This is a genomic window from Clostridium sp. BSD2780061688st1 H5, from assembly GCF_005845155.1.
In the GTDB taxonomy this organism is placed as follows: Bacteria; Bacillota; Clostridia; order Lachnospirales; family Lachnospiraceae; genus Claveliimonas; species Claveliimonas intestinigallinarum.
In genome coordinates this window covers 95,340-109,466 of sequence record NZ_SPGT01000012.1, presented here as the reverse complement: position 1 = coordinate 109,466, position 14,127 = coordinate 95,340, and the positions used below count along the sequence as shown (strand labels likewise).

Genomic DNA, 14,127 nt, shown 5'->3' with positions numbered 1-14,127 from the left:
AAACGGACAGCTCTTAGTAAGTTAAGATGAGGATAAATTTCTCATTTTAACTTGCGCTAAATCTTGACATAGGACCAATTCCAAGATAAATGGTAGTAATTTGGGCATTTAATAATTTATGGTATTTCTGAATTGTTAGTTACATAAGATCCAATCTCCTATCCACTCGCCCCTTGAGTAATTGTATAGACGTTTATATAACTTACCATTTACTGTCTTATATACGTATCCTATCTTCTCAGCTCTGGTGTCTTTAGTAGAGTTTGATTCATAAGAAATATCGCCTTGATTTACGCATTCAGCAGCTATAACAGTCTCTGTAGGTACACACAAGAGTGTGATTACCATTCCGATAACACATATTATTCTCTTCATATTATTCCTCCACATATATTATTTCCATATCTTTCAATTCATCAGGCACTTCGTCTACTAGTCCAACTTCTTTTCCATCATCCATAATATGATATCCACTTTGGTCATAAATTAAATACATATTGCTATTATCGATAGTAAATACCTCTTCGGGAAAATCACCTTTTTCTATCGGCTCCGAACAATAAGTATTTCCAGAGGGATATCAAATACTTTAGCCATTTTCCGCAGAATATCTTCCGTAAAGATCCTTTCCCCGGATTCGTATTCAGCGATACGGATATCAGCGCAGTCTTCGGAAAAGCCGAGTGCAAGGCCAAGCTGCTTTTGTGTAAGGTGATTTTTGTTTCTTAAGTGCTTAATTTTTTCTCCAAAAGTGATCATAATAATAATTCTCCTCTCTGTGCATTGTGTATTGTTTGGTATTAAGATGCCGATATATACGGCGTCTTTGCCTGTAAAAGTTTATTTTCCAGTACTGCCAAAGGCTCCGGTGCCACGTCCCCTGCCTAGATCCAGTACAAAATCGGCAATAATCACAGGGGTGATGACCAGCTGGCCAATCCGGGTATCCTTCTTGATTGTCTGCTGGATATTGCTCACATTGCTGACAATGGCATGGATTTCACCACGATATCCGGAATCGATGGGCGGCAGTTCGCATACCAGACCTTTGACGGCCAGACTGCTTCTGGGAAACACATATCCTGCGTATCCGTCAGGGATTTCCAGTCCAAATCCAAGAGGTATTTTTATGATATCACCGGGGTTCAGGGTACAGTCAAAGGGAACATATACATCCGCTCCGGCATCATTTTCATGAGGCCGGAAGGGACAATGTTCTTTGGAAACGCCAAAATCAATCAGTCGTATTTTCATGAGAGTTCACCTCCCACGAGAAGCGGATAATCCTGTAAGATGATATCAGCCGGAGTTAATGATACGTCGAGAGGATTTCTGCAGCTCATTTTCCCTTCCAGGCATTTTCCGCGCTGGCAGAATGGACCTGTCAGTTCCGGAAGAAAAAGTACCGGACTTAATTCGTACAGATCTTTCCAGATATTCAGGATCACGATCCTCATTTCATCCGTGTTGCGTCTGCAGGAACGCTGTCCAATCATATGTTTCCACTGGTAAGGTGTCGCACTGATAAGCAGAACATTTCTTAATCCCTGTGGCGTCAGATATCCTGCCGAATCGTGGCTGATGCCGGTTTTGCAGAGACGCTCATAATTATCCATATCGGTCCGGCAGCTTTTTTCATATAATTCTTTGATAGCTGCTGGCGCGGTGAGAATCTCATAGGGTATTGCGAAATCTGCTTCCCCGGAATAATTGCTGTACTGGAGGGATGCGCTCATGAATTTTACCTCATTCTGATGACGGGTGATCTGGGAAAGAAATCTCCGACTGGCGCCTACTACAGCTACTGTGATCACGGCAAATTTCTGTATTGCAGGATGCGGGAGTTGTCCCATGTTTTTTATCGTATCATTAGTAAAGGACTGATTGTACAGTCGGATCAGATCTTTCATGTTGTGGATCAGATGCCCGCGCTGTGTCAGCCTGGCTGCAAATACCATCGTTTTTTCAGCTTCGCTAACGGCGGAGCAGTTCAGGATCTTCGTTTCAATTCTGTTCATAGGTACCCTCCTCTTTGATGATCGCTGCCAGCAGGAAGAGATAGTTCAGGCTGTCGGTGATTTTCTCATCCCATAATTCTTTTGTGAAGGAAGTGTTCTTGGCATAACACATATCATATAAAGATACGATATGCTTTGCCATCATCCCGACAAGAGCCCGCTGGGGCGTGCAGTCCTGAAGGGAAGCAGCGATCCGGAAAGCACTGAGTCTGTCTTCACGGTCGCCGGTATATTCTTTTTTCTTCATCCGTAATGTTTCTTCGCATTTATTGACCTGATCTGCAAAGATCAGCCTAAATTCTGATTGTGTCATAATGATTCTTCTTTCCTTTCTTTTTGTGACTTGTGATGCGTTGCTGATTGAGCGGAAACTTTTTCTGTCTCCATCGCCGTTCTGTCAAGAATGGCATCTACGTTATAGGAAACCGTCTCCAGTTCTGTGTAGCGGCTTCTTAGTTCTTGTAATGCCTGTTTCTGGGAACTGATTTTATCCTGCAGGTTTTGTTTGCGGGATTTTAATGATTTCATTGAAAGCATTTTCCCGTCAGTATAGAAGCTTTTCAGCCAGTCCCGGGCCTGTTCATATGCCTGCAGTTCGGAAGCATGCTCACTGCGGAATTTCTTTTTGCTTCTGGATCGTATGAATTTTGTATATGTTCCTTTAGATGAAAAGTACTGTCCTGTGTAGTGGATCTGCGAATTTAAGGTCTTCAATTCTGCAGAGAGTTCATCTAAACTTTCTTGTGCCTCATTCAGTTTTGCACTTGTCTCCGATATGATCTTGGACAGGTTTTCTCTGGTGTCATAACCATGTTCCTGAATATAGATCAGGGTATTCGCCATTTGCTGCAGATTGGTGATCTTAACTTTACGGGCATAAGCTTCACTCTGCATGGCTTTAACATTTGTCTGCAGATCAACCACAAGACGTAGATGTGTCCGATAGTAGAAGATAGCAGTTGGATCTTTGTGGTAATCGCCCTGGACAGAATGATGTGTAGCTGTTCTGTGTTCTGGCTGGATCCCTTTTTCATTTTGGAGAAATCTCTTTTCCAGGTGTTCCATGCCATAGTCTGTCCCTAGTGCTTTTTCAGTGATCCCGCGGTTACGATCCGGATGCAGATATCTATATCTTCCTCTTTGCAAAATCACGGATATGTTGTATTTTTCCAGGAGAAGAGACTGAAACTCTTTAAAATTTCTGGCTGATCCAGAACATTCATCAATCGCTTTCCGAAGAAAATCCTTCTGTGTCTGGAATGTTGTGGAAACTGGTTTGAGACCTTTCCGTACAATTTCCTGATTGATATGCTCCAGCTTTTTTTGTCCTCTGATCTTTGCACGGAACTCTGCCTCTGTTACTTTTTCCGGAGCAGGAGAGAGAAGATCAATCTGATGTAGTCCTTCCCGCTCACACATGGCCATGACTTCCTTTTTCAGATGTCCCAGAAACCGGTTTGTGGACCGATGCTTATAGCCGGCCTTTTCTTCATTTGGCTTATCCATATAATTCTGTCGTTCCACGGCATTTTTGCGGACACTGTTGATTACGATATGGGTATGGATATTGCCGGAATGATTGCCGCCGTCTGTGTGGGTGACCACTACCGTCTGATAGCCTGGGAAGTTCTTTTTTGCAAATTCCAGACAAAGCTCCTGTGCCCTTTTCCCAGTAAGCCCACATTCCGAGACGTCCGCTGGATCGAAACTGATGATGTAATGGTGACTTTTTAATTCGTTTCGCCTGCGGTTTTTCTTAAATGCTTCATTTGTCATTCTGCATTCAATATCGAATGTATCAGGATTACAGTTGAGCCCGTCCAGATAGAATTCATCCCGGAGAATTTTCTGTCCCAGTTCATTTTGAAGCATCTTGCCGGTTTTCTCATCATGCTGAAACAGCAAATACTCCATTGTGTCAGAATAATTGGCGTTATGACTTTTTATGTGTTTGATAACTGCCAGAATAATCACCTGCCAATCGAAGTACTTCTTTCCGCAGTGCATAAAGTTCTGCAATTGCACGTTCTATCTCCTCCTGCATGGCAAGAGAGCGTTCCCCGCCACTGTTAAAATGCCTGGCGATCTGGTTCAGGTTGGATCCGATTTTTCCATATTGTGCGAGAAGTGATTTGACTTCCTCGCTGTCAATTACAATCTGGTATTTCGGAGTCAGTTTCCTGTTTAAGATCACGTTTCGGATGAAGTCTGATCTTGTCATCCTGCACTTTTCAGCCCGGTCCTCTAATACAGACAGTTCTATATCCGTCAGCCTTAAGCAGATGATGTGTGTGCGTTGCTGTTCGTTATTTTTCTTGATCTTCTTCATACTCCTCCTTCCACTGTGTGATAAATGGAGCCGCCAAAAGCGGCGCCATTCACTGAAATACCGGCTGTCCCTTCCGTGTAGATTTCAGTGCTGCGCCCAACATTCTGTTGGAAGCCAATATAATTCCGATACTTTCTTGATCAGTGTTGGATAAAGAAATGTATGGGAATTGCCGAGGGTATGGGGAAACGGAATCCCCATCAAGAGCCCGACCACGGAGAATGCAAAAGTCAGAAAATCTGCTTTTGTATTACGGGGTGGATCTTGCTCTTTGAAAATTCAAACCCTCTCACTAATAGAAACGAAAAGGGCTTGTTTTACAGTGTGAGTCCTGAAAAATTTCAAATTATTTTTTATTTCTTATTTGGACTGTCAAAAATAATCAAAAAAAGTTAATCACAGACGCTGTAAAATTCCCCGATTTCCTTTCTATATATGAAGAGGTTAATATCATGACTCTTCGTATTAATGAATGGAAAGAGGTATGCATGATGGCAGAGAAACGGTGTTATACAGTAGCAGAATTACAGGAAATCCTTGGAGTCAGCAGGCCGACAGTTTACAGCCTTTTGAAAAGAAATGAATTTCGCTGGATCCAGTTGGACGGCGGAAAGTACCGGATTTCCAAGAAAAGTTTTGACGACTGGCTGGATAAACAGCCTTCTGAAGAATAATTTTCCTATGGAAAAAGTTCATCGACATAGTAACGCTATTTTTATATTTCCGTTATTCTTTCAGCAGGAAGGGAGAATTGACTATGAATAAAAAGGAAGAATGGATGAAAGAAGAATACCAGGACATGATCGAGGCCATTGAATCCCATAGTCCATACAAAAGAAAACCATCTCCTCAAAAGAAATGGATGAGTGTAGCGGAAATGGGAGAACTGTTAGGACTTAAGAAGACGGATCGGTACTGGCTTCTTCATAAGAATGTATTTGAGTCCAGAGAGATTGCCGGCAAGCTGCGGGTCAATATTGCCAGTTTTGAAAAGTGGTATGCCAATCAAGTGAAATATCAGAAAGTGACCGGGGAAGAACCGGGACTGGAACTAAAGGAATGGTCCTTTTCTGTACGTGATATCGCGCAGCTGTTGGAAATTGAAGAAAGCGTTGCCTATGACCTGGTTAAAAGGGCAAGGCTTGAGACAGTTACGATCGATTACTGGAAGCGGATACCGAAAGATGTATTTTGGAATTGGTACAACGGACAGACGAAGTATCAGACGGCTGAGGATCGTAAAGCAAAGAGAGAATTATATGAGGCAACCATCAGTATGCCGGATATGGCGAGACTGCTTGGTGTTAGCAGAGGAACTGTTTATACGCTGCTGAAAAGCAGAAAATATGGAAAATATTTTTCTACAGTTATTATTGCTGATCAGAAACGGATCACAAAAGAAAGCTTCCAGAAATTTCTTGATGAGCAGGAAGAGTATCAGTTGTCACCCTGCAATGATTATAAAGAACTTGCTGTGGAAGAAAATATAGCATTGGCAAATTACCGACGAAAGAAACTTTTGCAGACCGGAGATCGGAGATGTAATGGAAATCTTAGTTATCTGACTCCGGAAGAAGCAGCACTGATGGCAAAGGTTTCAAGATCCATGATTGTAAACTGGTATCAGAGGGAAGAATTTCCAATCATACATATTGGAAACCGGGTACGGATTTGCAGAAAAGAATTTGAAGCATGGCTGGAAGAAAGGAGAAAGAAGAATGGCGTCCATACAGGAACGAAACCACAAGTATAAAGTTGTCTATTATTATAAGAATGATGCGGGCGAAAGAAAGCAAAAATGGGAAACATATGATACAAAGGCGGAAGCCCGCAAACGCAAGAAGGAAATTGAGTATAAGCAGGAGTTGGGAACATTTGTTGCGCCTAAGTGTACCTACCTGTCGGATCTTCTCGATGAATATGTTTTTATTTATGGAACAAAAGCCTGGGTAATGTCTACATATCAGGGAAAAGTTGGGCTGATCAGGAATTATATCAAGCCGATGATAGGCAAAGTGAAACTTTCGGATTTGAATACGCATTTTATAGAAAAATACTATCAGACACTTTTGGAAACACCGGCTGTTGTCAATCCGATGACCAAAAAACCAAAAAGCGAGTATGTTACAACAGGAACGATACGGGAAATTCACAAGCTGCTCCGCAACTGCTTTGAGCAGGCAATTAAATGGGAACTGATGGAGAAAAATCCATGTCAGCGGGCGACTGTCCCCAAACATACGCCTAAAAAGCGCGAGATATGGAAAGCAGACACTATGATGCACGCAATGGATGTATGTGTTGATGAGAGAGTTGTCCTGGCCTGTAATATTATTTTTGCCGGTACTCTCCGTCCCGGCGAGGTCACAGCGCTTTCCTGGGACGCTATGGATATTTCTATGGAAGCGATTGAAGAGGATCGGGCTTATATCGTTATCAATAAAGAATTGCAGAGAGTAAGTAAGGAGGCTTTGAAAGCATTGGATGGAAAAGATGTACTCCTTGTATTTCCAGAAACCAGAAAATCCAACAAAACAGTCCGTATTTTAAAAAAGCCAAAAACAGAAGGCAGCGAAAGAAAAGTTTTCATCCCGCGGACTGTGGCGCTTATGCTTGTCGAGTGGAAGAAGAAACAGGATCTGGAAAAAGAAGTAATGGGGGATGAATATATGGACTATAACCTGGTACTGGCAACACCCTATGGCCTTCCTGTCGGTGAAGATGTGATCTTGAATGGATTGAAGAAACTTATTGCTGAAAACAATCTGCCTTCTGTAGTTACACACAGCCTCCGGCATACCAGCGTTACTTATAAGCTGAAGCTGAATGGCGGTGATATCAAGGCTACGCAGGGAGATTCCGGTCATTCCCAGGCCAATATGATCCTGAATGTTTATTCTCATATCCTGGATGATGACAGGAGGAAAAATGCAAAACTTTTTGAAAAAGCATTTTATGAAAAGAAAGAACTTGATCCGGATATCCACCAGAAGATGCCGGAGAATGTGCTGCAGGTGCCAGAGGGAGTGGATCCGGAATTGCTTGGAAAAGTGCTGGCTGATCCGGAGATGGCTGCGCTGCTGGTATCGATGGCGTCAAAAATGAACAGTAAAGTATAATCAAGATAGACAGGGAATCTGTATTTGCTTATAATGAAGGTATTAGGTTGAGTTATTTTTGTTTGTTGATTTTTTAGAAAGAAGATCAACAGAAAAATGGAGGTATGTCATGCTGAGCATCTATCTGGGGCAAATGGAAGAGGCAATCTATTATCCGCCTGCTTATTTTAATAATACGTATGATGATGAGTGGATCACAGATTCCCTGACTGTAGAAATGATAAAAGATGTAGATAAATCAGAAGTCATCGGTCCTCATCTTATCGAGAGTCCTGTATTGGGTCCGATCTCTGTAAAAGAGATATCAGGCGGTGTAAAAACATTGATTTTGATGGCTTTTGATGATTCAGGAAGAATATTCAATGCATCCGCTTGTGGCAACAATTGTGCGAAATGGATTCTGGAAATCGGAAAAAGGAAGGATCTGACAATTAATCTGCGGCATATTATGAATTTTGGAAAAGGGCCTTTTGAAATCAAAATTCTTAACAATGGGGAAATGGTGCATGATCTTGATCGTTTTATAGCGGTTGCCGCTAAGTACGTGTAGGTGAGAAGATGACGGGAAAGCATAAGATTATTGTAAAAAACAACAGGCTTTATTACGAGCTTGAAATAGAAGAAAAAATAACCATAATCCGTGGAGACAGTGCAACAGGAAAAACAACACTCATTGATATGATATGGCAGGCACGGCATTATGAAGATTCCAGCGGAATAGAGCTGATCAGTGAAGTCCCATGCAAAGTATTGTACAGGGATAACTGGAAGTGGTCTGTGGAGGAGGCAGCAGATACTATATTTTTTATTGATGACGGGAATGTTTTTGTCACTACGGAAGAGTTCGCGGATGCTGTAAAAAGAAGCGACAGTTATTTTGTCATTGTTACCAGAGAAAATTTGTATCATCTTCCGTATAGCGCAGATGAAATATACGGGCTGCGCTGTTCCGGACGATATCGTGATACAAAAAGGATGTATCAGCAAATGTATCGGCTGGGTCCGGCGGAAGCTTAGAATTGCGCTTTAATATAAATACAGTAAATCACGTAGATGAAGCATCTTAAAGAGTCAAGCAGAGGATGTGTCTTATGGATATGAGTTTCAGATAAATTATGACGATACAAAAAAGCCTATATTTCGTTCAGACAGATATCAGTTTACGGTGGTGATGTCAAATCTGAATTATGATGTCCCTCAGAATGTCCCCCGGATGTCCCTCAGAATGTCCCCCAGGATAATATGGAGGATCAGATTATTGGCTTAATTCAAAAAAACAACAAGATGAGCACAGAAAAGATGGCTATGATTTTAGGCGTGAGTTCTAAGACGGTAAAACGCCGTATAAAACAAATGGATCACGTAAATTATATTGGACGGGGATCAAATGGCCATTGGGAGATTTCAGAGGAGAAGTGATAGTCCACTTTTTAGATCAACTCCAACCTCTTTTTTGTTATTCTTTATAATTTGAATTATAATGGTCCAGAAAAAGAGGTGTTAATTGATCCGGAAAAGGTGTTAATTGATCCGAAAAAAGCGTTAATTGATTTGGAAAAAATTTCAATTCATAATGCTATTGATAAACTGAATGCGAACCAGGCAGCAAAGAAAAAGCAAATCTTTTGTTTGAGAAAATGGGATTTGATAAGATTTTTGGAAGAAAAGAGATTATGGAAAATATCAATTTGTAAGACAAAAATGAAGTGGTCGAAAAAACGTAGACAAACTGACCATTACACGGTATAGTATAGATAGTAAATCTGATCAATTGAATATTGTATATCATTCCTGCTAAGGCGGGCATGGTAGCCGATCCTTTAGGAAGCCGTTGACAGTAAGCCGAACACCTTTTATTAGCCGCAGCCAATATCCGGCTAATATCTACCGGTTGTTCCGGGTTTACAGAGGCTGACAGCAATTGACCAGAAACGATTTGAACAATAGTAAAAATGCTTTAACAGCGTGCCTTGTGTGAACTGAACATGACTTGGATTGACAGTGGTCAGGAGACCTCCTAAGGATCAAGTGCAGGTTCGATTCCTGCAGGGAACGGGATGAGGACAGAGCTTCTGCGTTTGCGGGGGCTCTGCTTTTTTACAGTAGGGAAAACTTTTTTGTTCCCGGAAGAAAAAAGTTTGACTTCACATTCCTATTACAGCAAAATACAAACATAAATATATTGATCTGGAACCCATTTTAAACAACTCATATTTTGATGCTGACAAGGTGCTGGACAGTATGAAGAAAGTGAAGATGAGTATGATTAATATAAAAAATTTTAAATCTAAAAATAACCTGGTCAGGTTCCGAAAAACCGACCAGGTTATTTTTATCTCTCTTTCCCAAGTCTCTCCTCCAGTTCCCTGCACAGCCAAGGGATCTGGGACTCGAACTCCGCGCCGTACCATCTGGCCTCGGACGACCTGGCGGTGGCTTCAATGCAGGCCACCACATAGTCCGCTGCCAGGGAAAGGGCGTCGCCCAGAGAGAGTCCCCGCATCAGTCCTGCGAAGGCGGTGGAGGAATAGAGATCCCCTGTACCGTGATAGCTCTGGGGACATTTTTTTGTAAAGTAGGAAAAGGCGTTCCCCTTGCTGTCCAGGCTGGCCACCCCGAGTCGGTCCGGCTCATAGCTGACTCCCGTGAGGACCGCTGCGCCGCATCCCAGCTCCAGGAGCCGCTGCAGAAGCTCTGTGATGTAGGAGTCGTCGTACTCGGTCCGGTAGGGCATGCCGGTGAGAAGGCATCCCTCGGTGATGTTGGGGAGGATTACATCCGCACCCGCGCAGACCTTTGCCATGGAGGCGGGGAAGCTCTCGTCAAAGGCAAGGTAGAGCTTTCCGTTGTCCGCCATGGCAGGATCCACAAGGATCAGGTTCTTCTCTGTGCGGAACCGATTAAAGAACTCTCTGACCTGACCGCACTGCTGGCCGGAGGCCAGGTACCCGGTGTAGATCCCGTCAAAGGAGATGCCCTCCTTCTCCCAGGCATCGGAGATGGGATCGATCTGGTCGGACAGATCCTTGCAGGTGAAATTCCGGAACATGGTGTGGGTGGAGAGAACCGCCGTGGGGAGGATGCCGCACTCCACGCCCATAGCTGAGATGACAGGGAGGGCTACTGTGGTTGAGCAGCGCCCCACACAGGAAATATCCTGAAGAGTAACAATTCGTTTCATGACTAAATACCGCCTCCTGATCTGTAGATTGTATTGGAAATATAACAGAAAGTGAACTGGTCAGCAATAGCCAAAACTGTAAAAAGTGACCAGTCCAGTTTGCGGCGTGGAGAAATCATGCTATACTGAAGCTATCAGAGATAAAAGACGAAATAAGACAGAAACAAATACATTTCAGGAGGTGGAAGGAATGGCAAAGTACAGATGCACGGTGTGTGGGTATATTTACGATGAGGAGCGGGAGAAAGCGCCTTTCTCCAGGCTGAAGGAGTGTCCTGTCTGTCACCAGCCCACGGAGAGGTTTGCGGTCTACGAGGAGGAGCAGGGTGCGGAGCCGCCCCGGGAAAAGGAGCTGAAGCTGGACTATCCGAAGGAGTTTGTGCGCAGGGACGAGTCCTGCAGGTACATGAAGGAAATTCACGAGATGGCGGTGACTGGGAAGAGCATCTCAGCTTCCATGGGAACGGAGCTGCCTATGCCGTCCTGGGACGATATTCTCATTCTGGGAGCCCAGCTGGATCCCATGCCTCTGGATGAGAACGCGCCTGTCCGGACGACCACAGTGATCGGAAAGTATGCGGCCAGGCCTCTGGTGCTGGAAAATCCGGTCTATGTATCCCACATGTCCTTTGGCGCCCTCTCCAGGGAGGCAAAGATGTCCCTGGCAAGAGGCTCGGCCATGGCAGGAAGCGCCATGTGCTCGGGAGAGGGGGGAATACTCCCGGAGGAGATGGAGGCAGCCGATAAGTACATCTTTGAGTATGTGGGCAACCTCTACAGCGTAACGCCGGAAAATCTGAGAAACGCGGATGCCATAGAGATCAAGATCGGGCAGGGGACAAAGCCGGGCATGGGGGGCCATCTCCCGGGGGAAAAGGTGACCCGTGAGATCAGTCAGGTGAGGAATAAGCCTATGGGAAAGGATGTGATCGCGCCATCCAGATTTCCCGGCATTGAGACAAAGGAGGATTTGAAAAATCTTATTACTCAGTTGAGATATGCCTCCGAGGGGCGGCCCATCGGCGTGAAGATAGCGGCCGGAAGGATCGAGAGGGATCTGGCCTTCTGCGTGTACGCGGAGCCGGATTTCATCACCATAGACGGGAGAGGCGGGGCAACCGGATCCTCTCCGAAGCTCCTGAGAGACTCTGCCAGTGTGCCCACCATCTATGCCCTCCACAGGGCGAGAAAATACCTGGACAGCATCCACTCGGACATCAGCCTTGTCATCACCGGCGGACTGAGGGTGTCCTCGGATTTCGCCAAGGCTATCGCCATGGGAGCGGACGCGGTGGCAGTGGCGTCCGCGGCCCTCATTGCCATGGCTTGTCAGCAGTATAAGATCTGCGGAACAGGCATGTGTCCCATGGGCATCGCCACCCAGGATCAGGACCTGCGGGCCCGGCTCCACGAGGATGCGGCGGCAGCCAGGGTGGCCAACTTTCTGAACGTCTCCCTGGAGGAGCTGAAGATGTTCGCCCGGATCACAGGGCATGCGGATCTCCATGACCTGTCTGTGGAGGATTTGTGCACCATCAGCCGGGAGATCAGCGAGTACACGGACATCCCCCACGCATAATTTCCTGCCAGGGGGCGATATATTGATTGCCGTTCAGCGGTAAACATGGTATATTATTACTAAGTGTTGTAATTTTTACACAAAAAAATCAATAAGCAAGTAGTAGGAGTGGTAAAAATGTATCAGGAAGATTACAAGCGTTGGCTGGAAGCGGACCTGGAGGATGCAGATCTTCATCCTGAGCTGGCCCGGATCGAGGGAAATGACGAGGAGATAAAGGAGCGCTTTGCTGTGGCGCTGAAATTCGGCACAGCCGGACTGCGCGGCGTGCTGGGAGCAGGAACAAACCGTATGAATATCTATGTAGTACGGCAGGCTACACAGGGCCTTGCCAACTGGGTAAAGACACAGGGAGGCACACAGACTGTTGCCATCAGCTATGACAGCCGCCTCAAGAGCGATGTGTTTGCGAAAAACGCGGCAGGGGTTCTGGCTGCAAATGGTATCAAGGTGCGGATCTACGACGCGCTCATGCCTGTGCCGGCGCTCTCCTTTGCGACCCGTTACTATAACTGCAATGCAGGTATCATGGTGACAGCCTCACACAACCCTGCAAAATACAACGGATACAAGGCCTACGGGCCGGACGGCTGCCAGATGACAGACGATGCGGCGGCCATCGTATACGAGGAGATACAGAAGACGGACGTGCTGACAGGCGCAAAGTATATGTCCTTTGCAGCCGGCGTGGAGGAAGGACTGATCCGCTTTGTGGGCGATGATTGTAAGAGGGCCCTCTATGACGCTATCGAGTCCAGACAGGTCCGTCCGGGACTTTGCAGGACAGCAGGGCTGAAGCTTGTGTACAGCCCCCTGAACGGCTCCGGACTTGTGCCGGTGACACAGGTGTTAAAGGATATCGGTGTGACAGATATCACGATCGTCCCGGACCAGGAGTACCCCAACGGATACTTTACCACATGCAGCTACCCCAACCCTGAAATTTTTGAGGCCCTTGAGCAGGGACTGAACCTGGCGAAGGAGACAGGTGCGGATCTGATGCTGGCCACAGACCCGGACGCAGACCGGGTGGGCATTGCCATGAAGTGCCCGGACGGTTCCTACGAGCTGGTGAGCGGAAATGAGGTGGGCGTGCTGCTTCTGGATTACATCTGCGCGGGACGCATTGAGAAGGGAACCATGCCTGAGAAGGCAGTTGCTGTGAAGTCCATCGTATCCACACCGCTGGCAGATGCAGTGGCAGAGCACTACGGCGTGGAGCTGCGCAGCGTGCTGACAGGATTTAAGTGGATCGGCGACCAGATTGCGCAGCTGGAGGAAGCAGGAGAAGTGGACCGCTTCATCTTCGGATTTGAGGAGAGCTACGGATATCTGGCAGGCCCCTATGTGCGTGATAAGGACGCAGTCATCGGCTCTATGCTGATCTGCGAGATGGCAGCCTACTACAGGAGCATCGGAAGCTCCCTGAAGCAGAGGATGGAGGAGATCTATGCTCAGTACGGCCGCTACCTCAACAAGGTGGACAGCTTTGAGTTCCCGGGACTGAGCGGCATGGACAAGATGGCAGGCATCATGCAGAGCCTGAGGGACAACCCGCTGACAGAGATCGCGGGGTACAAGGTAGCCTCTGTGACGGACTACACAAAGCCGGAGGAGACAGGACTTCCCTCAGCCAACGTGCTGATCTACAAGCTGGAGAACAGCGAGACAGTCATCGTCCGCCCCTCCGGAACAGAGCCGAAGATCAAGATCTACTACACAACGCTCGGAAAGGATCTGGCAGAGGCCCAGGCCGAGAAAGACAAGCTGGCAGAGGCTATGAAGTCTGTGATGGCATAGGAGCGGGAAAAGAAATATACGCAGCATAAAAATACATAAAGAGCAGCTAAGAAAGGGACAGGGAGATCTGTCCCTTTCCTGGCTGTTGGGAAGAAAAAGCT

At 45.9% G+C, this 14,127-nt stretch carries 15 protein-coding genes; 7 read left to right on the top strand and 8 right to left on the bottom strand.

Annotated features, from left to right (window positions below; translation table 11 throughout):
• Positions 1-135: 135 nt before the first annotated feature.
• The 7 genes from FGQ86_RS09575 to mobC form a co-directional block, all read right to left on the bottom strand.
• Positions 136-375, bottom strand: a complete 240-nt coding sequence (locus tag FGQ86_RS09575) for a hypothetical protein (RefSeq protein WP_138303704.1) — start codon at positions 373-375, stop codon at positions 136-138.
• 168 nt (positions 376-543) lie between these two features.
• Positions 544-759, bottom strand: coding sequence for a helix-turn-helix transcriptional regulator (locus FGQ86_RS09570; RefSeq protein WP_138303702.1), 216 nt, complete (start codon positions 757-759; stop codon positions 544-546).
• A gap of 81 nt (positions 760-840) precedes the next feature.
• Positions 841-1,254 carry a deoxyuridine 5'-triphosphate nucleotidohydrolase gene (locus tag FGQ86_RS09565; RefSeq protein WP_138303700.1) on the bottom strand — a complete coding sequence of 138 codons (414 nt, stop codon included), beginning with the start codon at positions 1,252-1,254 and terminating at the stop codon, positions 841-843.
• Positions 1,251-2,018: an FAD-dependent thymidylate synthase gene (locus FGQ86_RS09560; protein WP_171031535.1), complete on the bottom strand. Its 768-nt coding sequence runs from the start codon at positions 2,016-2,018 to the stop codon at positions 1,251-1,253. The genes FGQ86_RS09565 and FGQ86_RS09560 overlap by 4 nt, the downstream gene beginning before the upstream one ends.
• Positions 2,005-2,265: a hypothetical protein gene (locus tag FGQ86_RS09555; protein ID WP_243127217.1), complete on the bottom strand. Its 261-nt coding sequence runs from the start codon at positions 2,263-2,265 to the stop codon at positions 2,005-2,007. The genes FGQ86_RS09560 and FGQ86_RS09555 overlap by 14 nt, the downstream gene beginning before the upstream one ends.
• Positions 2,266-2,327: 62 nt before the next feature.
• On the bottom strand, positions 2,328-4,043 hold the full coding sequence (locus tag FGQ86_RS09550) for a relaxase/mobilization nuclease domain-containing protein (protein ID WP_243127215.1): 1,716 nt from the start codon (positions 4,041-4,043) through the stop codon (positions 2,328-2,330).
• The gene (gene mobC / locus FGQ86_RS09545) at positions 3,952-4,347 is read right to left on the bottom strand and encodes a plasmid mobilization relaxosome protein MobC (protein ID WP_138303695.1); all 396 of its coding nucleotides are present in this window, start codon (positions 4,345-4,347) and stop codon (positions 3,952-3,954) included. Before mobC ends, FGQ86_RS09550 begins: the two co-directional genes overlap by 92 nt.
• Positions 4,348-4,838: 491 nt before the next feature.
• Between mobC and FGQ86_RS09540 the strand changes: the two genes are divergently transcribed.
• The 5 genes from FGQ86_RS09540 (at position 4,839) to FGQ86_RS09520 (ending at position 8,483) form a co-directional block, all read left to right on the top strand.
• The gene (locus tag FGQ86_RS09540; protein ID WP_138303715.1) at positions 4,839-5,021 is read left to right on the top strand and encodes a helix-turn-helix domain-containing protein; all 183 of its coding nucleotides are present in this window, start codon (positions 4,839-4,841) and stop codon (positions 5,019-5,021) included.
• 83 nt (positions 5,022-5,104) lie between these two features.
• A complete protein-coding gene (locus FGQ86_RS09535) occupies positions 5,105-6,100 on the top strand; it encodes a helix-turn-helix domain-containing protein (protein ID WP_138303693.1) in 996 nt (331 codons plus the stop codon).
• Positions 6,066-7,466 (top strand): tyrosine-type recombinase/integrase, encoded by a 1,401-nt coding sequence (locus FGQ86_RS09530; RefSeq protein ID WP_138303691.1) that lies wholly within the window; start codon positions 6,066-6,068, stop codon positions 7,464-7,466. The genes FGQ86_RS09535 and FGQ86_RS09530 overlap by 35 nt, the downstream gene beginning before the upstream one ends.
• A gap of 109 nt (positions 7,467-7,575) precedes the next feature.
• Complete coding sequence (locus FGQ86_RS09525; protein ID WP_138303689.1) at positions 7,576-8,016, top strand: DUF4869 domain-containing protein; 441 nt, start codon at positions 7,576-7,578, stop codon at positions 8,014-8,016.
• Between the two features lie 8 nt (positions 8,017-8,024).
• Complete coding sequence (locus FGQ86_RS09520) at positions 8,025-8,483, top strand: ATP-binding protein (protein WP_138303687.1); 459 nt, start codon at positions 8,025-8,027, stop codon at positions 8,481-8,483.
• Positions 8,484-9,798: 1,315 nt separating this feature from the next.
• Here FGQ86_RS09520 and FGQ86_RS09505 read toward each other — a convergent pair.
• The gene (locus FGQ86_RS09505; protein WP_138303681.1) at positions 9,799-10,647 is read right to left on the bottom strand and encodes a pyridoxamine kinase; all 849 of its coding nucleotides are present in this window, start codon (positions 10,645-10,647) and stop codon (positions 9,799-9,801) included.
• A 190-nt stretch (positions 10,648-10,837) separates the two neighbouring features.
• On the opposite strand from FGQ86_RS09505, the gene FGQ86_RS09500 reads away from it, so the two are divergent.
• Positions 10,838-12,226 carry a glutamate synthase-related protein gene (locus tag FGQ86_RS09500; protein WP_138303679.1) on the top strand — a complete coding sequence of 463 codons (1,389 nt, stop codon included), beginning with the start codon at positions 10,838-10,840 and terminating at the stop codon, positions 12,224-12,226.
• 117 nt (positions 12,227-12,343) lie between these two features.
• On the top strand, positions 12,344-14,026 hold the full coding sequence (locus FGQ86_RS09495; RefSeq protein ID WP_138303677.1) for a phospho-sugar mutase: 1,683 nt from the start codon (positions 12,344-12,346) through the stop codon (positions 14,024-14,026).
• Positions 14,027-14,127 lie beyond the last annotated feature (101 nt).

Coding starts and splice junctions, on each gene's coding strand:
- FGQ86_RS09555 (WP_243127217.1), bottom strand. CDS start 2,265: ATGAAGAAAAAAGAATATACCGGCGACCGTGAAGACAGACTCAGTGCT.
- FGQ86_RS09565 (WP_138303700.1), bottom strand. CDS start 1,254: ATGAAAATACGACTGATTGATTTTGGCGTTTCCAAAGAACATTGTCCC.
- FGQ86_RS09520 (WP_138303687.1), top strand. CDS start 8,025: ATGACGGGAAAGCATAAGATTATTGTAAAAAACAACAGGCTTTATTAC.
- mobC (WP_138303695.1), bottom strand. CDS start 4,347: ATGAAGAAGATCAAGAAAAATAACGAACAGCAACGCACACACATCATC.
- FGQ86_RS09570 (WP_138303702.1), bottom strand. CDS start 759: ATGATCACTTTTGGAGAAAAAATTAAGCACTTAAGAAACAAAAATCAC.
- FGQ86_RS09505 (WP_138303681.1), bottom strand. CDS start 10,647: ATGAAACGAATTGTTACTCTTCAGGATATTTCCTGTGTGGGGCGCTGC.
- FGQ86_RS09540 (WP_138303715.1), top strand. CDS start 4,839: ATGGCAGAGAAACGGTGTTATACAGTAGCAGAATTACAGGAAATCCTT.
- FGQ86_RS09575 (WP_138303704.1), bottom strand. CDS start 375: ATGAAGAGAATAATATGTGTTATCGGAATGGTAATCACACTCTTGTGT.
- FGQ86_RS09525 (WP_138303689.1), top strand. CDS start 7,576: ATGCTGAGCATCTATCTGGGGCAAATGGAAGAGGCAATCTATTATCCG.
- FGQ86_RS09500 (WP_138303679.1), top strand. CDS start 10,838: ATGGCAAAGTACAGATGCACGGTGTGTGGGTATATTTACGATGAGGAG.
- FGQ86_RS09535 (WP_138303693.1), top strand. CDS start 5,105: ATGAATAAAAAGGAAGAATGGATGAAAGAAGAATACCAGGACATGATC.
- FGQ86_RS09495 (WP_138303677.1), top strand. CDS start 12,344: ATGTATCAGGAAGATTACAAGCGTTGGCTGGAAGCGGACCTGGAGGAT.
- FGQ86_RS09560 (WP_171031535.1), bottom strand. CDS start 2,018: ATGAACAGAATTGAAACGAAGATCCTGAACTGCTCCGCCGTTAGCGAA.
- FGQ86_RS09530 (WP_138303691.1), top strand. CDS start 6,066: ATGGCGTCCATACAGGAACGAAACCACAAGTATAAAGTTGTCTATTAT.